Origin of the sequence: uncultured Nostoc sp. (assembly GCF_937863485.1) — a bacterium.
Classification (GTDB): domain Bacteria; phylum Cyanobacteriota; class Cyanobacteriia; order Cyanobacteriales; family Nostocaceae; genus Nostoc.
In genome coordinates this window covers 23,991-50,396 of sequence record NZ_CALMFY010000028.1, presented here as the reverse complement: position 1 = coordinate 50,396, position 26,406 = coordinate 23,991, and the positions used below count along the sequence as shown (strand labels likewise).

Sequence of the window (26,406 nt, the reverse complement as noted above, 5' to 3'; positions counted from 1 at the left end):
CTACCTTAATGGATTATTGTCGGTTTGAGGTACTTCAAAAACTGAGATGCTCCCCTTATACTTGGTATCTGACAAAAACTTTTCGATTTGCAGAAATTATTATCTTTATCGCCTCCTCACAGCAATTGTGTAATTAGGTAGATGTGAGGCATCTGTTTGAGTTTTCACAAGTCGCCAGTCATTATCTATATATAAATTCTCAAACACTTGAGAAGTTGCTAAGGATGTTTTTTGAAATTCATTAACATGATTTATCTCTAGATTTTCTAATTTGACAGCTTTAGGCAAAGCCAGTTTTGACGCATTCAGTTTGACTTTAGTGTTAACTACATTAGTAAACCAGCTGTAGACTGATTCTAAAGTTAGAGGAATTTCTCTATTTTTAAAAGCCTGAAATCTATCAATGTTTTGAAGACACCATTTACCATTTTGAACTCCATATTTTTGGATCACCATGAAATCATAAGCTGGTAAATTTGATTCAAAATTCTGGGATAAAGACGACTCTTTTCCCAGTATATAGCGAGCTATACTGGCACAGTAACCATCACGCTGGAAAATTTGGAAGGACTGCTCTTGTATTCTTTTTGGTAAACTTTCATGAAACGATATGGTAGACCAGATTGGTGTCCAAACACCCACTAAAAGCCGTAATTGCTCTGTTACACTCAAAACAGGATTATGTTGGCTTAACTTTATAAAATAGGGAAGTAATTCAGTTTTGTAAAATTTCATTTCGGCATTTAAAGTTTCTGGCTTTCTATCTTGAACTCGTGCCAAAATTTCATTTTTAACTTTTAGTGTTTTTGTAACACTTAATTGATTTTTTTGTAATAGGTCGAGCATTACCATTTACCTTTTTATGATTTTTTTAGATGACTTGGTAAGAATTAAAAACTGATGAGTTTAGTGCTTATCAAGGTATCATGCATCCCTTTATACTGTAAAATTAGAGCCTTTTAGCTCCTCCTTTTGACAGTTATTTGGTGTTTATGTGCTTGATACTATCTATTTTTACTAATAAAATGGTGTGATCCCGATCACTGTAAACTAAAATATATTCAAGAAGTATTTAGAAATTAGAGTATTGCATATATGGACGTATTGCGGCTTAAGGCAGGGTACGAGAAGTGCTATCAATTCACATCCAAATGAAGTGCGAAGGATGAAAATTTTGCTCCTTCACACTTCATTATTTATCTTAAATTTCTAAGATTCTCTTCCCGATGCCCAGGTATCACGCCATTTTACAGTCCCTTCTTTAGCAATTACCCAGCGACGATTTACAAGATTTTCACGCAGAGGCGATCGCCCCTCCCGCCACATGGCATATTTATAAGCAATCAGCTTACCAGTACTCTCATCAAAGGGAATCTCAGCAGACCAGGTATTCGAGTTGATGTACTCTAGGGGATATGCTTTGCTGATATCCCAATTACCCAACTCTGGGCAATCTCCAGTTACCACAATGATTTCACCGGGTTGGGTATCCACGCCATTGAGTTGGACGCGCACAATTGTCTGTGCTTTTATCCGTTCCCCAACGTGGCTGAAAACAAGCACTCCCCGTTCTTCTAGTACTAAGTCATAAATCTTACCATTTTTCACCTCATACTTATTGCGAGTCACTACGCAGGTATGTTCCCCATCGGGCAATTCTGTTTCTACTTCCGGGAGAGTAACTTCTCCTCCCCGGTTTAAAGCTATAAAACATAGGGAGTCACGATAACGACGCACATAACAGTAAATGTCGGGAGTGAGATATTTTTGCCAGTGACTACCCATTGACACGGCAGGATTTAGTCGCCGTAAACCAGACAGCAGCCTGATGCAACGATAAATCTCACTCTCAGTATCCCAATTTTCCATCATTGGGCGGTTATAAGGGTCGTTACCACCGTCGGTGTCGTTATGCAGATACTGTTCTGTACCGTAGTAAATGCAGGGAATGCCGCGAGATGTCATAATTAAGGCGATCGCAACCTTCAGCATCGCTGGATCGGGGTTCAGCGATTGGAAGCGGCACATATCATGGTTATCGATGAAAGTGACTAACTCTGCTGCCCCGTTATAGCGATAATCCTGATCAAAAATGTATTGAATTGTTTGGAATCCCATTTCTGAACCTTGGCCCAGTGCGGCTCGAATTGCCACGCACAACCCAAAGTCTAGAAGTGTCATGCCTGAGTGGTTAACAAATTCCACTGAGAGATCGTCAGTAGGATTACTGTAAATCCATTCACCAAAAATAAATACATCTGGTTTATGATTGCTCATATCGCCAGTGAATTCTTGCCAAAACCAAATGGGCATATGCTTGACAGTATCCACCCGCAGAGCATCTACACCCCGGTCTAGCCATTGTTTAATGGCTGACTTGATATACTCACGATATTCAGTATTGTTTTCGTTGAAGGTTGCTAAACCAGATAGTTCACAATTCTGCACTTGCCAATCGTCTTCCCAGTTTTGCACTTCGCCATAGTGGTGATACCAATTATTGACATCATCATTGAAGTCAGCAATTTTTACACCATCGTCATACAATTCTCCTTTGCTACCGCTGGTATCAGGTGTGCTATGGTTGCAGACAATATCTAGCACTAGCTTCATATTGCGCTTGTGCAGTTCCGCAATTAACCGATCAAAGGTTGTATTTTTTTCTTCTTGGGTAGCATTTAAAGAAGGGTTCTCTCCTTCAGCAATATAGCGAGGATTGAGCCGTTTAAAGTCTTTTGTCCAATAGCCATGTAGCGCTGCATTACCAACAAATAATTCTTCAACCTGCTCAAACAGTGGAGTTAGCCAAAGGGCAGTCACTCCCATATTTTTGAGATAATCTAATTTATCGATGACACCTTGCAAGTCACCACCCCAGTACTTACCCCATTCTTGTCTACTTGGATCGTACAGTTCTGAGTTCGCACCTTCGCTGTTATCTTGATCGCCATCATAAAAGCGATCGACCACAAGAAAATAAATGGTTTCCTGACGAAATTCAATATCTCTGGTGTAAAGAAACTCTAGGTCAATCTCACTCTCTGATGGTGGTGTTTCTATAATAGCTTGTACTTTTTCTTGTACAGAATCAACTTTGTATTGATCTGGTGAAAACTGAGATGGAGGGGTTTGTACCATAAAAAAACTCAAAATTTCATGAAATTCACGTTTTCACATTTGTAGAACCAACAGTACAACGTTTCGAGTATTGTGTGTAACTACAAATTTCGGTATTGTGACATCCGGCCCACGGTGTAAGGATCTATCGCTAGCTAGTTCCTAATTCTATCGATAGATATAATTCATCTGCTAGAGAATAAAAACCAACCAATATAGATAGCAATTATTAACAGTAATTGCTTGATCATAAAAATTTACAATATTTGGTCAAAGTGGCCAGCGGTAAATATTGAGCCGATGATATGGGAAGTCAGCGTTTTGTAGAGTCTGATTACAGCAAGGCTTAATTAGTGCTGGAGATTAGCTCTCAACAAGGTTTCGTTATCCCTGAGCAATACCGAGTAAACGATGTAAGTTAAGTCGGTGGGAATAAATCAAACTATGTGTTTTGCAATGTAAAATTATTGTAATTGATTTTGTAGTCAGCGGCTCCAGCCCTTTTTTGCTCGCATAGCGGACGCACCAGAGGACTAAAGTCCTCTGGTGCGTCCGCTATGGGAACACTACAAACCTTTTTATTTACGCCATCCTACTTAGTTAGTCAACTTTTTCTCTAGAAGATTCGCTGCATTGGTAAACTGACCATTGTCACTTTCAATCTGTTATTACTATCAAAGAATTAATTTAGGTAGCAATTATGACAAAATATGACAAGGTTTTTAACTCACCAAAGACATCAGAGGAATCGCTAAGTCCAGAGGAAGCGGTGGCGGCGATCGCAACTGTGACTGCGATCGCTGATTCATCCATTGAAAATGTAGATGCAGAAAGTTTAGCGGGTATCCTCTGGGAATTCGAGGTCTTCGAGGAATATTCAGAAGATGAAATCGCCGAAATAGTTGATAGACTCATAGGCATTGCCGAAGAAGAGGGAATTGGACCCCTGTTTAATACCGCCAAAGTATCTCTGTCTGATGAATTAGTGCTGGATGGTTTTGCAGCTGGGGTGATAGTGCTTTTAGACGATGAACTCGCCATCCCGAAACCGAAACAAGCCTACCTCAAAAAGCTACAAGCAGCCTTAGAACTGGAGGATGAAGAAGCAGAGGAAATCATCAAGGAGGTAGTTGCAGCCTTTAAAGAAACAGAAGAAGAATATGCAGACGACGGATATGCAGACGACGAAGATGAAACAGTAGTCATAGAAGATTTTAGTCAACAGACATATCAATCACCCTTAGGTAACTTTACTGTGCAGATTCCAGTTGATCCGCATCAGGGTGGTAGAATTCAAAGCCAGGAAGGAGTAGTTGGCTTTTCTGATGACATCGGTACTTTGCTGAGAATCGATTATTATCCTTTCCCTCTAGAACAGTTAGAGGAACTGGAGTCTGTTGGACAAGAAGAATATTTACAAACAATCTTAGTAGACAAGTATGTACCGCAAGCGATTTTTGTCAATGTACCAGATGCTTCTGTGGAGTATAGCGAATATCTCAAAGATACCTTGCGAGGCGCTTACTACGTGTTAATCGATATGCCCAAAGGTTCGACAATTTCTAAGCAAGAAAATAATGGAACTGCGATCAGATTAGACGCTTACCGGGGGCTGCTCACCTTTATCAGTGGTGAATTTTTGTATATAGTTAGTAGTCAGCACAGCTTTATTAACGGCGAAACTCCTGATTCCCTTGAAGAAGAGGCGGAAGACATCAAGGAGAGTATTTTAGAGTTTGTTGAGACTATAGAGTTCACTTAGTACAGCTTTAAGCGTAGCGTTTTTAATGCAGGGGAACGCATTAACAATGTGGCTGATGCATTGGGATTGCAGAGTATTGCAAAATTTAATTCGCTACGAATTACAAATGCAGTGCAATATGCAAACACGCCATCGCCAAATGTCTCAAACCGATTCAGGCTGATTAATGACTTCATTGCTCTCCCTCCCAGCGCTCTGGGCCATAGATAAACTGGGATTGCTCTCCTAAGGCTTGACCGTGTTTCCATAGCCGCATTCCCAGCGCCAGTTGATCGCCTTCCCAAGCAAAGAGTGCTTTTGAGACATCCTGATGAACCATGAGGGCATCAACGAGCGCGATCGCGTTTGCTGCTGCTTTTGAGGTACTCGCTGCGGTATGCGGGCGGGGGATGAACGCTGCATCTCCCACTAAGGCAATGCGATCAAATGTCATTTGGGGCACACCCAGATCCAGAATGGCTTGCACAAACGGTTCTTTTGTTGCTGCCACTAGCTTTTGAAACGGAGTAACTAAGACTCGATTCGCATACGATCGCATCTCTTGTTCTACAGATGGCGCGATCAGACCGGGTGGAATCGAGAAATCTCGACGTTTGCCGTGCTTATCAGTCAGAATGTGCGGCAATTCAGTTGTTTGATCGTAATTGACATACCACACCCAATTAAAGCGACGTTTTCCCGGCAGAAGCGACTCATTCTCACCTGGAATGACGTATTGCAGGATGTGTGAATTGGGAAACTGATAGAATACAAAGCGCTCGGTAAAAATGGCAGCCGTTTCTGGGTCTAGCTCCCATTCATCGACTAAGCCGCGATAACCAACATAGCCTGCATACTGGGGCGTGTAGTTAGGCAACAGCAATTGGCGGATGGTCGAATTCGGTCCATCGGCTCCTACCAATAAATCGCCCGTCTCACGAGTACCATCCACAAAGATGGCTGTCACCTGATTGCCGTTTTGCTCAATCTCGCTCAAGCATTTCCCTTGATGGTAATGCTCATCTGGAAACTGCCGCCGCATCGAAGCGTAGAGCAAGTTCCAGGAGGTCAAGGTTTGACGCATCGGCATTCGTTGAATGCTGCCATTTTGCTTCAAGTAATAACGCTCCTGCGCCATAACACCCAGTTTGTCCTGGAGAATGCCTGCGCGTTGAAACGCTTCAATCACATCAAGCTGGAGTACAATGCCGCCGCCGCGACTGTCGAGCAGATGAGGCGATCGCTCATAAATATCGACTTGCCAACCAATTGATCGCAGCAGGGTTCCCGTAAATAATCCCGCCAGCGATCCACCGATCACAATGGCACGACGATCAGTAGCGTTCATCTATTTTCCTCCAGATATTGATTTGAATTGTGATGGCAACGAGCGTGATTAAGCGGTTGCTAATTCATTCACTGCTTGTTGCAAAGCTGCCCGAAAGACTTCAACTGATTGCGCTCCAGATATGATTTCTCGACCAATGCGAATGGTCGGAACACTATGAATTCCTTGGGCGATTGCCTGTTGTTCTAAGTCTTTGACTTCTTGAATTCCTGCTTCTGACTCAAGAAACGCCTTCACTTGAGCAGCATCAATCCCGATCTCTGCTGCCAAAGTTGCTAGAGTCTCAACATCGGCAATGTTTCGACCTTCTGTGAAATAGGCATTAAGAATGCGGACAGCCATCTCAGTCGCTTTGCCCTGATTGCCTGCAAACCAGGTCAATCGATGTGCTTTCAGGGTGTTGGGCGTGACGGTCATCAGGTCGTAGCGGAAGTTAATATGATCAGCTTGTGTCGCCTGCACCGTTTTTGCGTCCAACCCTTGCGAGTATTCCCAACTGCCAAATTTGCCAGTGCGATAGGCTTTGCGATCCATTCCGGCTTCTGGCATTTGCGGATTTAGCTCAAAGGGAAACCAGAGGTACTCAATCTCAACAGCAGAATTTAGTTGCGCGATCGCTTGATTCAACCGCGTTTCTGCCACTAAACACCAAGGACAAATGAAATCAGAAGTAATTGCGATCGTCAGCGTCATCGTTGCCTCCTTTGGGACTATTCTGCAACTGTTGATAGTTTCACTTTAATCTCATTTGAAAAGAATGTTAATGTACTAAATACGCTAAATACCTTTGCGTTTTTTGCAATAATCAGTTCCGGGGGGAGGCGATGGATCAACTGGCAGCGATGCGATCGTTTGTCAAAGTCGTAGAAACTGGTGGCTTTTCTGAAACTGCACGGCAGTTAGGGTTAGCCGTCTCCTCGGTGACGCGCCAAATCAATTCCCTGGAAGCGATGCTGAACACTCAGTTACTCAACCGCTCCACGCGCAGCATCACGCTCACACTACAGGGGCAGAAGTATTACGACAAAGCCGTGCAGATTCTGCAAGATGTGGAAGAAGCCAACATTTGTGTTATAGAACAGGGTGATATTCCGCACGGCACTTTGCGAATCAGTCTGCCTGTGACGTTTGGGCGGTTGCACATTGCTCCGATTCTGAGTGATTTTCTGATTCAGTACCCAGAAGTGAAACTCGACCTCCAACTGAGCGATGGACTCGCAAACCTGGCAGAAGCCGATCTAGATTTGGTCATCCGCATCGGCAACCTCGATCGTTCCAATGCCAATCTAATGGTTCGCAAACTCGCGACTTATCATCGGCTGGTCTGCGGTAGCCCAGCTTATTTGAAGCAACAAGGTAAACCGAGTCATCCCAACGACTTAACTCAGCACAATTGTTTGCTGTTTGCTTATTCCACAAATCATCAAATCTGGCGCTTCCAGCGTGAAACAGAAGTGTGTGAAGTGAAAGTGAGTGGGTCTTTAGTAGCAAACCATTCGGAGATACTGCGTCAAGTTTGTTTAGATGGCAGTGGTTTGATCTTGATGCCAACCTGGTTGATCGGTGAAGATATTAAAGCTGGACGATTGCAGGCAGTGTTGTCTGATTTTCAAATCTCTCCACAAACTGATCCAGATACAGGTGTTTATGCATTGTATTTACCCAATCGTAAACACTCGCTACGTGTTCAAGTGTTCATGGATTTCCTGATTCAGCAATTTGGCAATCCGCCCTACTGGGAGACAGACCCGTTCTCAATTCAGTGTCCATAACTCATCAACTCATCTGATGTACATTTGGTAAGGGCGATGTCTGACGACAAGCCCGGAGAAGACAGGAAGTCTCCGGCTCCGCAGTTAGTGTCTACACTTGTAATTTTTCATGACAATAACCCTGCTGAACAATCGCTATCAAGTTATCCAAGTAATCGGCGCTGGTGGTTTTGGCGAAACCTTTCTGGCAGAAGATGTCCATATGCCATCTCGCCGTCGCTGTGTGATCAAGCAACTCAAACCGATAACCAATAATGACCCGCAAACCTACCAACTTATCCAACAGCGCTTTGAAAGAGAAGCAGCAACCTTGGAGTATTTGGGTGAAAGTAGTGACCAAATTCCCAAACTCTACGCCTACTTTTCTGAGAACGGGCAATTTTACCTTGTCCAAGAATGGATTCACGGCCAAACCCTGACAAAAATTGTCGAAGCCAAAGGATTTGAGAGTGAAACTGCTGTTCGGCAAATTCTCTTGAGTCTGCTTTCAGTCTTGGATTATGTCCACAGCAAAGGCATTATTCACCGGGATATCAAGCCAGATAATATTATTCTCCGTTCTGTTGATAGCAAGCCAGTTTTAATTGATTTTGGTGCAGTCAAAGAAACAATCCGTTCCGTGGTGAATTCTCCAGGACACCCCACGCGATCGCTCGTTATTGGTACGCCTGGGTATATGCCTAGCGAGCAAGCCGTTGGCCGCCCAGTTTACGCCACTGATATCTACAGCTTAGGTTTAACAGCGATTTATCTGCTGACTGGCAAACACCCGCAAGAACTACTAACTGATCTAAAAACTGGGGAAATACTTTGGCACCACTTCGCCCCTAACGTCTCTTCCGAATTGGCGGCGGTACTCAATCAGGCAATCAAGCCTCATGCTGGCGATCGCTACAGCACTGCTAGTAAAATGCTACACGCCTTGCAGTCTGCTGCAAATGCTTCCACAGTCATTTCTTCTCCCACTGCAACATCGACTCGACAAACCCAGCCATTATATTCCCCGCAAAAAAATTCTGCGTTAGCGAAGCTCACCGAAGGTATCGCAGAGTCTTCCTCTGGTGGAAACTGGCAAAAACCTGCTGTGATTGTTGGTAGTTTGCTGGTAGGTGGCTTGCTTGGTGCGATCGCAATTGCTAACATCACTCGTCAGCAACAACCAGAAATAACCATTGCCACAAGTCCCACCCCATCGCCAAAATCTTTGCCTTCTACTCCTGCATCTCCCGAACCACCTGTTTCTTCCCAAACTTCTCCAGTTCCAGTTGTACCGATCTCACCATCACAACAGCCAGTAATTCCCGATCCTTTGCCAACTTTTAATCCTCCTGTTGTATCCACACCACTGCCAAAAAAGAAGCCTGTAACTTCAGATACTCCAGCGCCAGTAGCAGTATTCACACCACAGCCAGAACCAGAGAATCAGGCGACGCCTGCTTTGGGCAATGCCAACGCAGTTCCCACACCAGAAGTGCGTTCCACACCACAGAACAAGCCCCGGAGTAAATTAGCTGCCACTACCAGCAGACAAAGCGTCCCCGCATTCCCTACAGGTACAGCAAGAAACATCGTAGAAGCTACCCTCGGCAAACCAAATCAAGATTTAAGAGGCGCATGGCCCAAGACGCGTGCTGTTGTTTACAAACTAGTGCCAAACAAAATTGACCTTGGCTACTTATTTGATCGTAATTCTAAAGTGCTGCGTCAAACTGAGGTAGCTTTTGCCCAATCGGTAGATCCGCAGGTAATGGAAGCTACCTTGAATGGAATGTTAGATGGGCAAGCCACTGAAAAAATTCAGCAGGGACTTAAACAGGTACAACAGCGCCAGTCTGATAATTTTAGTTTTCAGAATGGCTCAGTTAAAGGTCAGATTATCCGCCAAAAATGTGATTTTATATACATCAGCATTTGGGATGCAGATTTACATGATTTTGTGAGTCCATCGACAGCCAAAAAGTGTTAGCTACCTGGGAAAGATTGTTCTCAAAAGTTTAAAGTACTTTATGCAACTAGAATTGGCATCAGCCAAACTAATTTCTTGATCCCCAATTACGTGCGATCGCCAGGAGTGCCAAACTATTGTGAACGCGATCTAATCAGTTTCTCAGGCTGATGCACTAATATTTCAATCGGTAGATGTATTCATTGAGTTGGTATTGTTTCATCAGAAAGAGGTAAACAACGCTTCCAACGGAAAAAATCATGACTACCGCTTACCCCTACATTGTAACGCCAGATACGGCTCCGAACTTTTGGCAGATCCGTAATCTTTGGCGCGTGATGGCGACGGGTATCCAGACTGGCGGCTCTTTCTGTGCACTGGACCAGCTTGTGACCACGGACGGCGGCGGTCCATCCACGCACACGCACACGCAGGACGAGGGGCTGTACGTCGTCAGCGGTCATTGCACCTACAATGCGGCCGGACAAGTCATCCCATCTGGGTCTGGATCATTCGTTGCCATCCCGCGACACACCGAGCACTCGTTCGTGGTGGACGCGCCAGGCACCCAGCTTCTGAACTTCTACCTACCCGCTGGCTTCGAGATGATCATCATGAGTGTCTCTGTCCCGGCAGAGCGGAACGAGCTGCCTCCGCCCGATGCCAACGTGCCACTCCCCCCACGTCGGTTGGTCGAACAACTCAATCGTGACTATGGTGTGACCGAGGTGCTCGGCAGGTCATTCGCGGACCCGCCGACGGAAAACAACATGGTAACCAAGCCGACACCCGGAGCGAAGGTTTTTCCCTTTCGTTCAGATGTCGCTACCTCACCATCCTACTGGCACGCGAACGGCCTATTTACCGTGCTTGCGGACGGCCCCTCGACTGACAATAGCTACTGTCTCTTGGAGCAACTGCTTCCCAAAGGTCCTGCGGCACCACCGCATCTGCACGAGTGGGCGGACGAGGTTTTCTACATACTTGACGGTGAAGCCGAGTTCCTGCTGGGCGACAGGATCGATACTGCGGGCAAGAACGCCCTCGTGTTCATCCCGAAAGGAACCGTCCACGCTTTCCGCATAAACAGCGAGAGCGCCCGCCTGTTGAACCTCTACACGCCGGCCGGCTTTGAGCGCAGCGTCGCCATGCTCGGCGAACCAACGCAATCGAGGAACCTTCCGCCGCCCGGCTGGACTCAGCCGGAGGTGCCGGACGACCAGCGTGCAAGGCTGTTCGCCGATATTGGTATGCGACCGATCGCCATTCCCGACCCCTTCAGATCCTAAACGGACTGGCGCGGATGCCGCGTCCGATTAGGCGGGAAGTTTGGGGATCGTAATGGAATGGCCAGGCACATTGTTGCTATGAATTTTGAGATAATTGCATCCCGACGGAAAAATTGTCCATGAGTGAATACATAGAAACAGTCATTGTCGGAGGTGGACAAGCTGGGCTTTCGATTAGCTATTACTTGACCCAGAAAGCTTGTCAACATATTGTCCTTGAGCAATCACCTCAAGCGAGTAATGCTTGGCGCAATCAGCGTTGGGACTCGTTCACCCTCGTGACCCCCAATTGGCAGATTCGACTACCAGGAGCAGAATATCAAGGCGATGAGCCAGATGGTTTCATGACCCGTGACGAAATCGTAACTTACTTGGAGCGATATGTGGAGCGCTTCAACCTACCTGTGCATTATGGCATCCAAGTCACGGCAGTAGAACAAAATTCTCCAAAAGCAGGCTATATTGTCAAGACCAGCAGTGGAATGTTCTCAGCGACCAATGTGGTAGTAGCTACTGGTCTATTCCAGCGCCCTAAAATTCCGTCTTTCAGCATCGCTTTTCCAGCACAGATAAAGCAACTTCATTCCAGCGAATACCGCAATCCAGAGGCGCTACCAGTTGGTGCGGTGCTAGTGGTGGGTAGTGGACAATCGGGCTGTCAGATTGCCGAGGAGCTTTATCAGAGCGGAATCAAAGTGTATTTGTGCGTCAGCAGTGCTGGTCGGACACCTCGTCGGTATCGGGGCAAAGATATCACCTGGTGGATAGACAAGATGGGGTCTTATGAGCGGACAGTAGATAAGCTACCGTCCCCGAAAGCTAAGTTTAAGGGAAATCCGCATTTATCTGGTAAAGGTGGCGGTCATTCTCTCAACCTGCACCAATTTGCGCGAGATGGGGTAGTGCTGTTAGGTCGCATTCAAGGTGTACATGACGGCAAGATTGCATTGGCTGCTGATCTTAAGGAAAATCTGGCCAAAGCAGATAAGTTTGAGGTCGATTTGCTCAAACAGATTGACGACTATATCGAGAAAAACGGGCTGGATATCCCCAAAGAAAACCTGCTTAATTTGCGGGATGGCTATGACAGCGAAGAGATTTTAGAGTTGGACTTAAAATCCATCGGTGTCACTAGCGTGATTTGGGCTATGGGCTACAAGTTCGATTTCAGCTTAGTTCACTTGTCGGTCTTGGATAGTGATGGCTATCCGATTCACAAGCGTGGTTTCACAAATTATCCAGGACTTTACTTACTAGGTCTACCCTGGCTACACACCGCGAAGTCTAGCCTTCTGTTGGGCGTTGGAGAGGATGCGGCCTTCATTGCATCAAAGATCGTGGCGCAACAGCAGAAGAAGTAATTTTGGATTAGGAAAGTAGGATGAATCGGGATGTGTTATTTGACAGTAAAATGGCGATCGCAGGGCTTTGTATTCTATAAGACAGATTTAGTATTCAATATAGTCCTGAAAAACTTGCTTTCTTGGGCTACAATCAACATAATTTCGGTCTTCCCAAACACAAAAAACTAGTTTTTAGAATTTAGTGGATTTGTTTTCTCGGATTTGGGACTAAATCCACGAAAATCTGTCTTTCCCATGCCTCAATCCCCAATCCCCATTTTTAAAACTGAGTTTTAAATTCTTAATCTTCATAAAGTTATAAATACCATTATTAAGTTTTTGATAATACTTGTCTCAGCTTCTACATTTATGTCGTCAAGTGCGATCAAAATTGTGTAATCTGAAAACAACAAAGCTAATTATTCAATTGAGGTTTGATGACTCCTACGATTATGCGTCAGCTTTGGTCAGTGGTTGAAACTGCCCAAGCCAAGATCCTCTTGCAACTGGATGATGCTAGCTTGGTGCAGTGGTTAGTGAAACAAACCGAAACGCAAGTGTTGTTAGATTCTAACGAAACTGATTTTCTGTGCCACTACATTCAATCTCGGCTAGCCCTTATCCGTGATATTGCCCATGAACGTCAGTGTTCATGATAGCAAAATCACGACGAATTAATTGATAGTCAAGTATTATTACTATTGACTATTGGCTTTTTGGGAAAAATAACCTTCCACTAAGCAGTCAGAGCCTACTACACGCCAACGAACACGTTCTAGAGACAACGCCTCAGTCATAGTAGTAAAACCTAAATCGCCCACAGGTGTGGGAGCAATACTACCACCAATGATTTTCGGGGCGATAAATGCTAGAACTTTTTGCACTGCTCCTTGAGCGATCGCACTAGCAGCTAAAGTTCCACCACATTCCCACAACACGCTACAAAAACCGCGCTCATATAAGTACGCCATAGCTTTATCTGGTGTAAGTGATGTTAATTCCACCACCTCCACCCCAAGTTTTCGCAACAGTTCTTGAAAATCGGGGTTAGCACCCTCCTCTGTCAACACCAAAGTCGGAGCATCCGCAGTTTGCCAGAGATGGGCATTTTCCGGTAAGTTGAGATGGCGACTCATCACCACCCGCAGGGGATTATGTGCTTCCAGCTGATGGCTGGTTAAATAAGGATTATCCTGTCGGACTGTATTCCCGCCGACAATTATTGCATCACTTGCCGCCCGCAGTTGATGTACTTCAGTACGGGCTTCTTGGCTTGTCACCCAGGCGCTGTGACCAGAGGTAGTAGCAATTTTGCCATCTAAAGTCATGGCATATTTTAAAATTCCCAAAGGTCGTTTGTAGAGAATGCGATGCACAAAAGCTTCATTTAGCTGATGACAAGCTTCTTCTTCTACTCCTACCAACACTTCGATCCCCGCCGCACGTAAACGGGCAATCCCACCTCCAGCTACCAGTGGATTGGGATCAACCATACCCACTACTACTTTTGCCACCCCTGCTTGGATCAAGCCTTCCGAACAAGGGGGAGTCCGTCCGTAGTGATTGCAAGGTTCAAGGCTGACATAGATTGTTGCACCACGAGAGCGATCGCCTGCTGCTTGCAAGGCAAACACTTCTGCATGAGGCTCACCTGCACGAGGATGAAATCCTTCGCCGACAATCTCGCCATCCTTGACAATCACCGCTCCGACTAACGGATTTGGTGAAGTCCGTCCTAAAGCGCGGCGAGCAAGTGACAAACACCGCAGCATCATGCGAGAGTCAAAATCACTTCCGATCTTTTCCTTTGGTGGTGAATTCGATCCAACTGTTGACTCCACTAAATGTATATTTTCCTGAGTGTAATTTGCTAAGGATGCATCTGCTTGAGCGACCACTGGGGAATTATCCATAATTTTAGGCAACACTGTAAATATTCTGCACGCGATCGCGCAGTCTTTTCACAGGAGAATCGCGCTTTACCCCTGATAATTAAACAGAGTCAAATTCAGGTGCTATTATTAGCTGTCTTAACTTGCATCAGCCTGTAATATTCAGATTACAATTGTTTTTGCAGCCTTTTTCATTTATTTGAACCACAATCTTCTGTTGGGTAGCACAGATATCTGTGCTACCCAGCCATTTACAGCGTCGCTGTAAGTTCATGTAAGCGATCGCTCCCATCACGGGAGACAGGCCAACTATCCCCTCGGTAATAACTTTTGCTTACAGCAAAATTCAAGTATTTGAACCACATCTGTCGTAGGGGCGCAAGACCAAGATCCCCTACCGCGTGGTCTATTTACCTGAAAATAGCTGTAAGTAAGTGACATTCCACTTTAGGAATATTTCTTTATCTGAAAGTATTATGATTGGGTAAACGATGCTGTAGCCGACGTTTTATCCAAAAGTTATTCTTAAAGAAGTTGACCCTACCTTGTTCACGATCCGCTCCTGAGTCTGCAAGGTTTTGTCTCTTTTTTCTCCAGTGATCGAGCGAGTAAATATTAAAGCTGTTGCCTGCAAGCAAAATAAACAGCACAATCCCGTAAGAAAGCATGGAGGTAGCTGCACCCCAGTTTTGGATCGATGTCACCCCTAACTTCAGAATAATCATTAGGGCAAAGGTGACAATCAAAGCGCTTCTGGTTGCTAACCCAAGTGTGATTAACACGCCCACAATTAACTCTACAGGGGGCACTAGGTAAGAATTGATTCTCACCAGAAATTCTGGGAAATAAGAATCTGCTAGTTCTTTGACAGTCTCTTCAACGAATCCAGGGATGTTAAAAATGCGAGTGAATCCGTGATTAAAGTAATTCACACCGATGAGAATTCGCAGCAACAAATAGGCAATCGCAACATCTTTTGGTTTGAGACTAATCTAGGTTCTATTTTCAGTCATTGCCTGAACTCCAACTATGATACGTCAGCCCCTTCCCTACGGGACGCTCTTGCGTTCGGGGAAGTCAAAAGTCACTCATTCAAAAGTCAAACATTTTGAACCCTATAAATAAATTTAGTTGCTCTGAGTCAACTGACGTAGTATTTCTTGTACTACGTATCTCGAAATACATTTTTTTTATTTTCCATAAATAAATTTAGGGGCTTGTACCTTTTTGTTTCTGGTCAACGGTGGTTGATTTCAATTGCAGAAATTTGGAAATATTTGGCGCTTTTGAGAGCTAACGTTCTTTCATAGACAGAATTAAGCGAACTGAGCGATCGCGTAATAAGTAAGTGTAAAGCCAAGTAAGTAACACTAGTAAACGACTGCGGTAGTCAGGAAGATATATTAAATGAACGCCTAGCCACATCAGCCAAGCCAAGCATCCTGTAAAGGCAAATGCGCCAATTTTTCCCACACCTGAATAACAGCCAATAATCGCTAATCTTCCCATGTTGAAATAGCTAAAAGGCTTTGGTGATTTACCTCGAAATTCCCGCTGAATATTTCGGGCTACAGCAACACCCTGCTGAAGCGCTTCTGATGCAACCCCAGTTAATGGTTTACCGTTCTGTTCCACATAGGCCAGATCCCCAATCGCATAAACATTGGGTTGCTCTAGCAATTGTAGGGTGGGATGAACAAGTAATTTTCCCTTATTTGCCAAAGATACCTCCTCAGATATTGTGGGAGAGTTTGCCTCTAACCCCGCAGTCCAAATGACGGTTGCAGTTGAAATTACTTCATGGTTTTGCAGATGTAAAGATTCAAAAGTCACTTTAATCACTTTTGTTTGCAGATAAACCTTCACTCCTAGCTGATGTAATCGTTTGTAAGTGTAAGTTCCCAACTTCTTTGGCAGATCGGCTAATAAGCGATCGCCAGATTGCACGAGAATCAACCTCACTTCCTTGAAAAGTGTCCGATAATCTCGACGCAAGTGACCTCGAAGCATTTCAACGAAAGCACCTACCACCTCAACGCCCGTTGGCCCACCGCCAACGATCGTAAACGTCAGCAGTTGTTGGCGTCGTGATGAATCAGATTCCTGGATAGCTTGCTCAAAACAAGAGAATATGTGATTTCGGATTGCTATTGCTTCTTCTAGCGTTCTCATCGAGAAAGCATATTCCGAAGCTCCAGGAACTCCGAAAAACTGGGTTCGGCTTCCAGTTGCAAGCACCAGAAAGTCATAGGTGATTACACAACTATCTGTTTCAACAGTTTGCCTTGAAAAATCAATTAGCTTAACCTCAGCCATCAAAAATTGAACCTTAGGCTTATTCCGTAGGAAAGAGAATCGCCGTAATATTGTCCGGATTGGGTAAGCAATGTATTCTGGTTCCAATTGACCTGTCGCAACCTGATATAACAACGGTACAAAGGTGTGATAGTTGTTGCGATCGATTAACAATACATCTGCACCAGAATCAGCTAAAGATTGGGCAGCTTGCAACCCACCGAATCCAGCGCCAATAATGACAACGCGGCGACTGTTCATTCTTTCCCTCTTGATTTAGCTAGTCAGTCAAGTTATTAACGCCAGTTGCGACAACGGATAGGGCAACCTCAGCCTCAACTCTTGGAGAGGCTGCGCCAACGAGTCAGACGCTAACGCTTCGCTACCCTTGCGTCGGGAACCTCCCTCCAGGTGGTCACCGCTCTTTATGAATATGAACTCTCATTTGTGTAAATTATTACTATTTTTAGAAAAATTGTCGCTTTTATTTCTCAATTTTCCAGTATTAGGAGCAGAAATACTTAGGTACCATCAATCAAAGCAGGCATTCTCTAAAGAATTGGAGAAGTTTTAGCAACAGTCTGTTAGGCAGAAAATATTGCCTCAACTTCCCCAACATTTAAACCGATGATCGCCCCCACCCATTTACAGCGTCGCTGCAAGTTCCTGTAAGCGATCGCTTCCATCGCGGAAGACGGGCCAACCATCCCCCACCAGCACTGCTTCTATCCGACTCAGTTGAGCCAGCCTACGAACAGAAGCAACAGCCTTCTCTCGATTCAGCAGCTTGTCATCTGGCAATATAGTTAAGCTACCTGCTTTGCGTGCCCTAACTAAATCTCCTGTAATCAAAGTCGTCTCCTCCAGTAACAGAGCCAATTCACCGGGAGTTTTCGAGCCTTGGAGTTCAATCACCTTAAGTCCTGGTACAAATTCTTCTCCATCAGACAACCAGCGATCGCAAGGTATGGGGAAAGTGTCTTTTTCTGCCAGAGGGCCAGCTATCTTAGCATAAGTTTGATCGGCAATTTCTTTACTTGCCCTGACATGCTCAGAATTTGTCAGCACAATCCAAACTACACCACCGAGGGATTTCAGATGATTCCAATCATGGTTTGATAGGGCTACTGGGTCAATCAAGATGTTGCCATCTGGGCGAATCCAGGCAATCCCATTGAAATCAATATTTCTTGCCGGATTGAAATTAGACCAGCTATAAAGATCGGGACGGTGCAAAGATTTCATGATGATTCTGGATCAGTACTTCAGTAATTGACTATTAGTATCAATAATTAAGTATATAGATTATAAGGTTGCATTCTCTCTGAATCTGGAATTTGAGTATACTACGATAAATCTATCGATATTAGGAATTTTCTTTGGTTTACAGAAATTCCCGGATAACGGCAATAGAGATCAACGGAGGTATAGGGGTGAGTGAGATGCAGCGCCAAAAAATATCAGCGAAGGCAGACCAGTTTAAAGAGTCAGTGATTCGGGAAATGACGCGGGTAGCACTGCAACACGATGCAGTGAATCTGGCGCAGGGGTTCCCCGATTTTCCCTGTCCTTTGGAGTTGAAACAGGCAGCTTACGAAGCAATAGAGGCAGATGTCAACCAGTATGCCATTACTTGGGGCGATCGCCCATTTCGTCATGCGATCGCCAACAAAGTTCGTTGGTATCTCGGTTTAGATATCGATCCCGAAACCCAAATCACTGTTACCTGCGGTTCCACAGAAGCAATGGCAGCTGTGATGCTAGCGACAGTCGATCCTGGGGATGAAGTGATTGTATTTGAGCCATATTACGAAAACTACGGCCCTGATGCGATTTTAGCTGGTGCTAAACCCCGGTATGTGACACTGCATCCCCCCGATTGGACATTTGATGAAGCACAGTTGCGTCAAGCTTTCAATGCCAATACCAAAGCTATTATTATCAACACACCCCACAACCCCACAGGTAAAGTCTTCACCCGTGAAGAACTCACCCTAATTGCTGAACTTTGTCAAAAGTGGGATGTATTAGCGTTCACAGACGAAATTTACGAACATATTCTCTATGATGGCACTCAACATATTGCCCTAGCGACCCTTCCCGGAATGGAAGAACGCACTGTTACCATTAACGGTCTATCCAAAACTTACAGCGTCACTGGATGGCGAGTCGGCTACATTTTGGCAAACCCCGAATTAACGGGAGCGATTCGCAAAGTCCATGACTTTTTGACCGTTGGCGCTCCTGCACCATTGCAACGAGCCGGAGTTGCCGCCATGCAACTGCCACCATCCTATTATCAAGAACTAGCCAAACTTTATCACCAGAAGCGAGACAGGATTTTACAGATTCTAGATCAAGTTGGCATTCCCTATTTCGTTCCCAAAGGAGCTTATTACCTTCTTGCAGATATTTCCAAATTTGGTTATAAAACTGATGTTGAATTTACTTATCATCTAATTAAAAATATTGGTGTTGCCGTAGTTCCTGGTTCCAGCTTTTTCAGCCAACCAGAAAAAGGACATTCATTGATCAGATTTTGCTTCAGCAAAAGACCTGAGACATTACAAACAGCGAGCGATCACTTACTAAAACTCCAATCAAATCTACAACCCACATCCTAACATTCATTTCTTCTCTTCTCTTACTTCTTCTCTTCGAGACACTTCGTGAACGCGCCCTACCCTGCGGGTTCGCTCTTAGCGTTCTCGCAGAGTAGCCGCTTTGCGTCTATGCGTCCAACTCTTCTCTACGAGAGGCTGCGCCAAGGAGACGCTGCGCGTAGCTTGCAACTCCTGCGGAGTATGCGGTTCGTTTAAACATCCTATGATCCAATACGAAAGACCGATTTTCATTTGGCGTTGTAAACTTGATTTATCGCCCTACTTTCACAGATAGCTTTGTTGCCGGCAGGGATTTAAAGCTAACCGGAAACAGAATTACGAATTACGAATTTTTAAGGGTGTCTATCTTCAAGTTAATAAAAATTAATAAATGTTGGGTTAATATAAGTTTATAAATGAATGCTTGATTTAGGCATTTGTTAAAAAAAATAACATTATTTTGCTCCAAATTTAACTCTAATTTTTAATCTCTAAGGAAAAGTTAACTTGCTCAATAAAACCCCACTTTGAAACAGGGGTTTATAAGCCTTAATGTGTAGTAATCCCCAGATAAACAACACTAAACTAGTGTACAATTCGTTAAAATTCCCGGTAATTATATCGGGATAGTATGCTTATAAATTATGAATTAAAAACCCCATTGACTCTTTAAAAGGATAGGACTAATGTTATGAGTAGTCCTTCCAAGGACACTATATTATGCATCAATAAATCAGGAGGTATTTCCGATGATGATGATGATGACTGAAACCATGACTGCCGAAATGCAAGCTTGCATGGAAGTTTGTATGGACTGTCATAAAATGTGTATGGAAACCATGACTTACTGCATGGCTAAAGGTGGTAAGCACATGGACAAAAGCATGATGAGCATGATGAGCATGATGCGCGATTGCGCTGAAATGTGCATGATGTGTATGAATATGATGATGAGTGGTTCTGAGTTCATGGAACGCACTTGTATGCTGTGTGCTGAAATGTGCGATCGCACTGCAATGGCTTGTGACATGATGAGCGATGACGCGAAAATGATGGAATGTGCTGCCGCTTGCCGTAAGTGTGCAGAGTCTTGCAGAAGTATGCACATGATGCCTGCATAATTCCCCTACCTCGCAGAAGTTTATCTGCAACCTAATATTCAAGCGCCCAGACCCAAAGAGTCTGAGCGCTTGAAGTAAAGACTTAATTAATGAAAGAATTAGCATTACTCACACTTTTGTGGAACTACGCTTGCGCTACAAAATCTGAGGCTGTCAAAGGCGGCGCACCAGTCAGAATTGCAAATTGACCACCAGTGCGATAACCGTTCAAGGCCTGGGAGAAGGTGCAAAAGTATAGGGAGGAAATTGCTAATTTTAAGGCGTAGTTGACAAGACTAATTCATAATCTCTGCGTAGATATTCATCGAAAACGCGATCGCGGTGCGAATAGAGTTGAGGATATAGAAGTATACGCCTCTAGCGAGGAGCAAGGACTGGTACGGAGTGAGGATACGCCAGAAAGTGGAATGGAGACTGGCGAGAAAAGGATTGTGATTCGTCGTGCGATCGCTATACCAACATTAAAATCAGCTATCTCTTGCAAAAAATGCCAGAATATAAATAAATCGCCATTCTCACTTTTGTTAGCCTGTTACACGAAGAGAGAAGCGATCGCCCAAGGCAGTGTTTCTTCAGCGCGTATCTTTAGAGCAAAGAAGTTGGATTGACTGGGAAAACCAAAGGATGAAAGTGATACTCCCTTGGCAGATTGCACATGTCATTTAGGAGATATTCAATTTTCAATCCCACACCCGACGCAAATTCAATACAAAACCTGGTAACACCGCTTCACCGGACAACTCAATCGGATTCTCCAACACTTCCAGTGCCAATCCCGGTCGATAAATTTCTACCCGTCGCTGCTGCGGATCGATTAACCAGCCCAGCAGAGTGCCATTGTCAATATACTCCTTCATCTTAGCTTGCAAAGACCCAAGCCGATCTGAGCTAGAGCGTAACTCTACAACAAAATCCGGGCAGATATTAGGAAACGTTCCTTTTTGTTCTGGAGTAAGTACCTGCCAACCTTCTCGGCTCACCCAAGAGGCATCGGGGGAGCGAGTCGCACCATTGGGTAAAATGAAGCCAGTCGAAGAGTCAAAGGCTTTACCCGGTTCGCCCGAATTACGCCACCACAAATACAACTCTCCAGAAATACTCCAATTGCGTTCTCCAGTTTCCCAGCCCGTTGGTGGGTTCACAATTAACTCTCCACGTGCGGTTCTTTCCAATCTCAAGTCTCGGTTAGCTGCTGCTAGGGCTGCAAACTGTTCCTGGGTGACGTACAGCCCAATCGTCTTAGGCAACTCAATCAATAAGGTTTCGGTTTCTGGACTGGCAGGTGTCTGTACCATCTTGACCTCTTACACAATAGGGATTTAAGTGAAAGATGCCTACCCTATTAACTAACACATTCTACACCCTTGTCTTCGCGATCGCCTCCAACACTGTGCGTTCTATGCTTACACCATCTGATCTAACTCTTTGACTTCGATTAACAGCTTCAGTGCATCAAAATATCCCTGCTTCCACAATTGCGCGATCGCACCTTCCTAAACCCAGACCAAATAGCCTAGTTAAGCTGATCAGTTTTTGAGAAATTGTGCGTTGGTAATGGGTTTTAAGCAACACCATAGTTGGTGTAAGGACGCTTGTAGGGAGGATGCAACCCCAAAATAATATCTTCTTTAGGAATACCCATTGCCAATAGTTCTTCACCAACATCGATATCAGTGGTATTTTGCTGAAGCCAAATTTTGCCGTCTTTGATATCGAAGTGTAGAACGGTGTAATAGATTCGCTTTAAGCCTTTCCAGCCGACACGCATGAGTTGGTAGCGATCACGTACTGGGTCAAAAAATAGGGCGCTTTCTATATCTTCGTCACGGGATTTATATTGGCTATGCTTTTCCAAGAGGGTTTGGATGCAGGAACGATAATGCTCTAGTTTATCCATTGCATGATCTCCTCAGTTAAAGGTTCGTAAACAATTAGTTTGAGTTGATATCTCTCTTTCACCATTTGAGCAAATTGGCTTTGAAAGAATGTATCATAGGTTTCTAGCGGTATTGCAAGATAAAGTTGGCGATCAGGTTCTTTTGCTTCCAGCATAATCCGGTAGTTAAGAAATTGCCCTAAAGCTGTATGAAAGTCGCTAATTGCTGAAGTCCCAATAAAGCTTTTAATCTCAACGGCGATTCTTTCTTCACCCCGTTTTGCTCCAATCAATCGTTCAGCCGCTAGATCGATTTTGACCTTGACTTCTTCCCATTCCAATTCTAAGGGATCGTCGGTGATCATCCATTGGTCTTTCTCTAGACCCCGTTTTACAGCTTCATGGAATAGGTCTTTTGCGGACATATTGAGTGTGATACCTTCTCTGCGAGATGCTGCGCGTAGCAAGATCCCCGTAGGGGTACGGTCAGCTTCTCTACGAGACGCTTTGCGAATGCTAACGCGCAGCTTCCTTCCTCTCCTTATGCTACCTGATGTGACTCTTTAACTTTGGCTAACGGCTTCAGTGGATCAAAATATTCCTGTTTTCCCTATTGTGCGTTAGCGTTCGCGCAATAGGGGAAACAGGAAATAGTATGACAATCAACCCTGGTGCAGGCAAAAAAGGAGAACTCAATCCATCTCTGACTCTAAATCTTGCTGCAAGCAGATAGGATCGATATACTTTCTAACTTGTACGCTAGTATATGGTCTAATTGCAAAATATTAGCAGCGATCGCCTTTTAGCCGATGGAATTCTTGCTTCACAGAGAACTGGAGTTTGACGACTTCCAGGTCGTAGTCTAACCCAACTCTCCACAAGCATTTTATGCAATGCCCCCTGTCCGGTGCATCTCTGCGTTCATTCCATCAAAATCAAGCGCAGAGGATCTAAACGCACATACCAAGGAAAAGGTTGGTCTTTCATCGTCGCCCATTTTTCTTTGAAGACTTCAGCTTGCAGATGGTAATCTTGAGAATTCTTGCCAGCAGAATGTAGTTTGAGAAACAACGTCATTCTATGGGGCGTTTCACTTGTTCGTACTAGCCAACAGGGAAAAGTATTTTCCTGTGATGAGTCGTTGGTAAAAATTAACTGATGGGCACGAATGCCGATGTGGGATAATTCGCTCTTGGCTGGTTCAACAACTTGAAGAGTACAACCCCAATCAGTCGCTTCTACCTGTTGTGATGACTGGAGAACAATGCGGGAGAAATTTTTACATCCGGTAAGTTGGGCGACACTCACAGTAGCTGGATGCTGGAAAATATCATGTTTGCTGCCATAATGAACGGCTCTACCATGCTCCAATACCAACAGATTCGGGCAAATCCGATAAGCTTCTTCCATATTATGGGTGACAAATAGAGTTACACCTTGGTAGCCAGCTAGAGTTTCTGTCATTTGCTCCTCTAATTGACTACGTAGATGGGTGTCAAGTGCTGAAAACGGCTCATCCAAAAGCAATGCTTCCGGTTGACTTGCTAATGCTCTTGCTAAAGCTACCCGTTGTTGTTGACCCCCAGAAAGTTGGTGTGGATAGCGATCGCCTAATCCCTGCAACTGCATCGCTAATAATTGCTCCTCTACCTGTACCCTAATACTCCCAGCAGATAGTTTTTTAGGCAAGCCGAAAGCGATGTTTTGCGCCACACTCATGTGCGGAAAGAGAGCATAATTCTGCACTAAAAAACCGATGCGGCGATCGCGACTGGGTAAATTAATCCTTTGTTCCAAGTCAAACAGAACTCTACCATTTAAAATTATCCGCCCGATTGTGGGCGTTTCTATCCCCGCAAGGCAGCGCAAAATCATGCTTTTACCTGCTCCAGAACCCCCTAACAATCCCAAGGGTTGCTCATCAGTAGTGAAAGCAACTTTTAAATGAAAGCTAGGAAGTATTTTTTCAATGTTGACTAACAATCCACCAGATTCAAAGCTAGAGTGCGGGGTATAAAGATTTTCTCCCCCTGCTCCCTGCTCTGTGCCCCCAGATCCCCTCTTCTTTTCCCTCAATTCTTGCCAGAAGTTGACTGCAATAATTCCAGATAGAGAAATCACCATAATTGCGATCGCCCAAAACCAAGCTTCATTCATTGCTCCCGCTTCCACAGCAAAATAAATTGCCATTGGAATTGTCTGCGTTTGTCCGGGAATGTTACCAGCCAGCATCAACGTTGCACCGAATTCTCCCAAAGCCCGAGCAAAAGCTAGCATTGTGGCGGCTACAATCCCAGGTAGTGCTAGGGGTAAACTGATCCGCCAAAAGATTGTGGCTTCGGTTGCACCAAGAGTTCTGGCTACTCGCAGCAGATTACCATCTATTTGTTCAAAGGCTCCCAATGCAGTTTTATACATCAACGGGAAAGAAACTACCATAGCTGCGATCGCTGCACCATACCAAGTAAAGACGATGCTGAAGTCAAAAGGCTGCATAAGTTTCCCTACGGGGCCATTTTTGCCAAAAAATAGCAGCAACAAGAAACCGACAACCGTGGGTGGTAAAATCAGGGGCGCAATTAAGATACCCTCAATCAACGATTTACCTTTGCCACGATATCCCAACATCCAGTAGGCAGCAGTGATCCCCAAGAAAAAGGTGATAAATGTAGCAAGTAATGAAGTTTTGAGTGATATCCAAAGAGGCGATAAATCCAATGGCATAGTTGCGTAGGGAAGAATTAGCTCAACTAATCCCTAATTTACCAACTTTAGCTTCAATATGTTGGAAAAAGTTGGTAAATTACCTGACAAATATAGCAATTTTGAATCATTCGTAAGAAACAAGATCCCCAACAACTTTTAGGAAGTCGGGGAGCTGTGGCTTGCAATTCTCACAAATCAAAACAGGGGTAAGATCACTCTTGAGCAATAAGGTTGATCAAGCTTAAAAAAGTCTATCTGGTAAGCTTTTTGAAAAATCTGTTGTAGGGGCACAGCATTGCTGTGCCCGTAGGGCGTGGTCTGTAATTAGTCTAGTTGAGTGCTGTAAGCACTAAAACCATAAGCCAAAGTTTCTTTTAAAGCATCTGATGGTTTAAGACTTCTGTTGATAGCATTAGCAAAGGGCACTGGAATTCCTTTAATGGTTTCCGGCAAAATTGCATATTCTTCCGTTGGTTCGACAATGTATTGTGGACACTTCGTTTGGATGCCAGCAGTCGCTAACATTTCATTAATTTCAGCAGATGAATATTGCTTGAGATAAACTGGGTTTCTCACAAATGGGTTCAGCCTTCTGATAAAATTATGGATAATATGAGAAGGACAAGACTTGTTGTGAAAGGAATGATTGAAAACAAAAATTCCACCAGGTTTTAGTACGCGAGATATATCAGCCAACAAATTTCTTAATTGTGCATCTGGGATATGCATAAAGACGCAGTTAGAAATTACCAAATCTATAGAATTATCTTCTAAAGGCAATATTTCAGCAGAATTACAAATCAAGTTAAATTCAGCTTCTGGGAAAAAATTATATTCTTGTTTAACTTTGATTAACCGCCGCAATAAAGGTTCAGAAATATCAATTCCATAATATTTTTTGCATCTCAGATTTTTAGCTTTTGAGAGATGTAAAGGTGCGCGACCATAACCAGAACCAATCTCCAGAATAGAATCAACAGATTTATTCAACGGAAATTTGTTCCAAGTACCTCCAGGTGTGCCAGTTAGCAGAGTGTAATCTTGTTTAATGGGCGATGTATCTGCAACTTTTTCAATTTTTTGGGAACCATAATATGTTTTACCAATTGCATCCCATGTTTTTTTATGTTGAGTATTATTCAATTGTTCATAGTCGCTAGGAAAATAAATGCCATCTCGTAATTCAAAGTCATTCAGACTGGATTTTACATTTGCTAATTGAGTCATTAGGATTATTCCTTATGAATAGTTAGTTCTGTTTTCTGTTATACTCTTAACTCAGCATTAACCGCAAGGGATTTTTACTGAGCTGCTTCCCCTTAGCCTTTTTTCAAAGTTTATAGCTGTTTTCAATTCGA

General features: G+C 44.1%; 22 protein-coding genes. 9 read left to right on the top strand and 13 right to left on the bottom strand.

What is annotated here, in order from left to right; all coding sequences use genetic code 11:
- Nucleotides 1–105 precede the first annotated feature (105 nt).
- Together Q0541_RS04300 and Q0541_RS04295 are read right to left on the bottom strand one after the other, a co-directional pair.
- The gene (locus Q0541_RS04300; RefSeq protein WP_298906007.1) at nucleotides 106–846 is read right to left on the bottom strand and encodes a hypothetical protein; all 741 of its coding nucleotides are present in this window, start codon (nucleotides 844–846) and stop codon (nucleotides 106–108) included.
- 363 nt (nucleotides 847–1,209) lie between these two features.
- Nucleotides 1,210–3,138: an alpha-amylase family glycosyl hydrolase gene (locus tag Q0541_RS04295; protein WP_298906004.1), complete on the bottom strand. Its 1,929-nt coding sequence runs from the start codon at nucleotides 3,136–3,138 to the stop codon at nucleotides 1,210–1,212.
- A gap of 679 nt (nucleotides 3,139–3,817) precedes the next feature.
- Here Q0541_RS04295 and Q0541_RS04290 point away from each other — a divergent pair.
- Nucleotides 3,818–4,879 carry a hypothetical protein gene (locus Q0541_RS04290; protein WP_298906001.1) on the top strand — a complete coding sequence of 354 codons (1,062 nt, stop codon included), beginning with the start codon at nucleotides 3,818–3,820 and terminating at the stop codon, nucleotides 4,877–4,879.
- A gap of 172 nt (nucleotides 4,880–5,051) precedes the next feature.
- On the opposite strand, the gene Q0541_RS04285 is transcribed toward Q0541_RS04290, so the two are convergent.
- Together Q0541_RS04285 and Q0541_RS04280 are read right to left on the bottom strand one after the other, a co-directional pair.
- A complete protein-coding gene (locus Q0541_RS04285) occupies nucleotides 5,052–6,206 on the bottom strand; it encodes an FAD binding domain-containing protein (RefSeq protein WP_298905997.1) in 1,155 nt (384 codons plus the stop codon).
- 48 nt (nucleotides 6,207–6,254) lie between these two features.
- Nucleotides 6,255–6,899: a DsbA family oxidoreductase gene (locus Q0541_RS04280; RefSeq protein ID WP_298905994.1), complete on the bottom strand. Its 645-nt coding sequence runs from the start codon at nucleotides 6,897–6,899 to the stop codon at nucleotides 6,255–6,257.
- A 131-nt stretch (nucleotides 6,900–7,030) separates the two neighbouring features.
- Here Q0541_RS04280 and Q0541_RS04275 point away from each other — a divergent pair, with 131 nt between their 5' ends.
- From Q0541_RS04275 to Q0541_RS04255, 5 genes are all read left to right on the top strand, one after another.
- Complete coding sequence (locus Q0541_RS04275) at nucleotides 7,031–7,978, top strand: LysR family transcriptional regulator (protein WP_298905992.1); 948 nt, start codon at nucleotides 7,031–7,033, stop codon at nucleotides 7,976–7,978.
- Between the two features lie 109 nt (nucleotides 7,979–8,087).
- The gene (locus Q0541_RS04270) at nucleotides 8,088–9,944 is read left to right on the top strand and encodes a serine/threonine protein kinase (RefSeq protein WP_298905990.1); all 1,857 of its coding nucleotides are present in this window, start codon (nucleotides 8,088–8,090) and stop codon (nucleotides 9,942–9,944) included.
- A gap of 239 nt (nucleotides 9,945–10,183) precedes the next feature.
- On the top strand, nucleotides 10,184–11,212 hold the full coding sequence (locus Q0541_RS04265; RefSeq protein WP_298905987.1) for a cupin domain-containing protein: 1,029 nt from the start codon (nucleotides 10,184–10,186) through the stop codon (nucleotides 11,210–11,212).
- Between the two features lie 119 nt (nucleotides 11,213–11,331).
- Nucleotides 11,332–12,573 (top strand): NAD(P)-binding domain-containing protein, encoded by a 1,242-nt coding sequence (locus tag Q0541_RS04260; RefSeq protein ID WP_298905985.1) that lies wholly within the window; start codon nucleotides 11,332–11,334, stop codon nucleotides 12,571–12,573.
- 419 nt (nucleotides 12,574–12,992) lie between these two features.
- Nucleotides 12,993–13,211 (top strand): hypothetical protein, encoded by a 219-nt coding sequence (locus Q0541_RS04255; RefSeq protein ID WP_298905984.1) that lies wholly within the window; start codon nucleotides 12,993–12,995, stop codon nucleotides 13,209–13,211.
- A 42-nt stretch (nucleotides 13,212–13,253) separates the two neighbouring features.
- Here the strand turns inward: Q0541_RS04255 and ribD are convergent, their stop codons facing one another.
- From ribD to Q0541_RS04235, 4 genes are all read right to left on the bottom strand, one after another.
- Nucleotides 13,254–14,468 carry a bifunctional diaminohydroxyphosphoribosylaminopyrimidine deaminase/5-amino-6-(5-phosphoribosylamino)uracil reductase RibD gene (gene ribD, locus Q0541_RS04250; RefSeq protein ID WP_298906013.1) on the bottom strand — a complete coding sequence of 405 codons (1,215 nt, stop codon included), beginning with the start codon at nucleotides 14,466–14,468 and terminating at the stop codon, nucleotides 13,254–13,256.
- A gap of 440 nt (nucleotides 14,469–14,908) precedes the next feature.
- Nucleotides 14,909–15,403 carry a DoxX family protein gene (locus Q0541_RS04245; protein WP_298905981.1) on the bottom strand — a complete coding sequence of 165 codons (495 nt, stop codon included), beginning with the start codon at nucleotides 15,401–15,403 and terminating at the stop codon, nucleotides 14,909–14,911.
- A 337-nt stretch (nucleotides 15,404–15,740) separates the two neighbouring features.
- A complete protein-coding gene (locus Q0541_RS04240) occupies nucleotides 15,741–17,003 on the bottom strand; it encodes an NAD(P)/FAD-dependent oxidoreductase (RefSeq protein ID WP_298905979.1) in 1,263 nt (420 codons plus the stop codon).
- Nucleotides 17,004–17,387: 384 nt separating this feature from the next.
- Complete coding sequence (locus Q0541_RS04235) at nucleotides 17,388–17,987, bottom strand: MBL fold metallo-hydrolase (protein WP_298905977.1); 600 nt, start codon at nucleotides 17,985–17,987, stop codon at nucleotides 17,388–17,390.
- Between the two features lie 197 nt (nucleotides 17,988–18,184).
- Between Q0541_RS04235 and Q0541_RS04230 the strand changes: the two genes are divergently transcribed.
- The 3 genes from Q0541_RS04230 to Q0541_RS04220 all read left to right on the top strand — a co-directional run bounded on the left by Q0541_RS04230 (nucleotide 18,185) and on the right by Q0541_RS04220 (nucleotide 21,074).
- Nucleotides 18,185–19,366 carry an aminotransferase class I/II-fold pyridoxal phosphate-dependent enzyme gene (locus tag Q0541_RS04230; RefSeq protein ID WP_298905974.1) on the top strand — a complete coding sequence of 394 codons (1,182 nt, stop codon included), beginning with the start codon at nucleotides 18,185–18,187 and terminating at the stop codon, nucleotides 19,364–19,366.
- A gap of 728 nt (nucleotides 19,367–20,094) precedes the next feature.
- The gene (locus Q0541_RS04225; protein WP_298905973.1) at nucleotides 20,095–20,466 is read left to right on the top strand and encodes a four-helix bundle copper-binding protein; all 372 of its coding nucleotides are present in this window, start codon (nucleotides 20,095–20,097) and stop codon (nucleotides 20,464–20,466) included.
- Nucleotides 20,467–20,732: 266 nt separating this feature from the next.
- Nucleotides 20,733–21,074, top strand: coding sequence for a hypothetical protein (locus Q0541_RS04220; RefSeq protein WP_298905972.1), 342 nt, complete (start codon nucleotides 20,733–20,735; stop codon nucleotides 21,072–21,074).
- Nucleotides 21,075–21,146: 72 nt separating this feature from the next.
- On the opposite strand, the gene Q0541_RS04215 is transcribed toward Q0541_RS04220, so the two are convergent.
- The 5 genes from Q0541_RS04215 to Q0541_RS04195 all read right to left on the bottom strand — a co-directional run bounded on the left by Q0541_RS04215 (nucleotide 21,147) and on the right by Q0541_RS04195 (nucleotide 26,275).
- Nucleotides 21,147–21,761, bottom strand: coding sequence for a Uma2 family endonuclease (locus tag Q0541_RS04215; protein ID WP_298905970.1), 615 nt, complete (start codon nucleotides 21,759–21,761; stop codon nucleotides 21,147–21,149).
- 266 nt (nucleotides 21,762–22,027) lie between these two features.
- A complete protein-coding gene (locus Q0541_RS04210) occupies nucleotides 22,028–22,363 on the bottom strand; it encodes a XisI protein (protein WP_298905968.1) in 336 nt (111 codons plus the stop codon).
- Nucleotides 22,351–22,767 (bottom strand): XisH family protein, encoded by a 417-nt coding sequence (locus Q0541_RS04205; protein WP_298905965.1) that lies wholly within the window; start codon nucleotides 22,765–22,767, stop codon nucleotides 22,351–22,353. The genes Q0541_RS04210 and Q0541_RS04205 overlap by 13 nt, the downstream gene beginning before the upstream one ends.
- Before the next feature lie 496 nt (nucleotides 22,768–23,263).
- Nucleotides 23,264–25,066, bottom strand: a complete 1,803-nt coding sequence (modB, locus tag Q0541_RS04200; protein WP_298905962.1) for a molybdate ABC transporter permease subunit — start codon at nucleotides 25,064–25,066, stop codon at nucleotides 23,264–23,266.
- 306 nt (nucleotides 25,067–25,372) lie between these two features.
- Nucleotides 25,373–26,275: a class I SAM-dependent methyltransferase gene (locus tag Q0541_RS04195; protein ID WP_298905959.1), complete on the bottom strand. Its 903-nt coding sequence runs from the start codon at nucleotides 26,273–26,275 to the stop codon at nucleotides 25,373–25,375.
- Nucleotides 26,276–26,406: the final 131 nt, after the last annotated feature.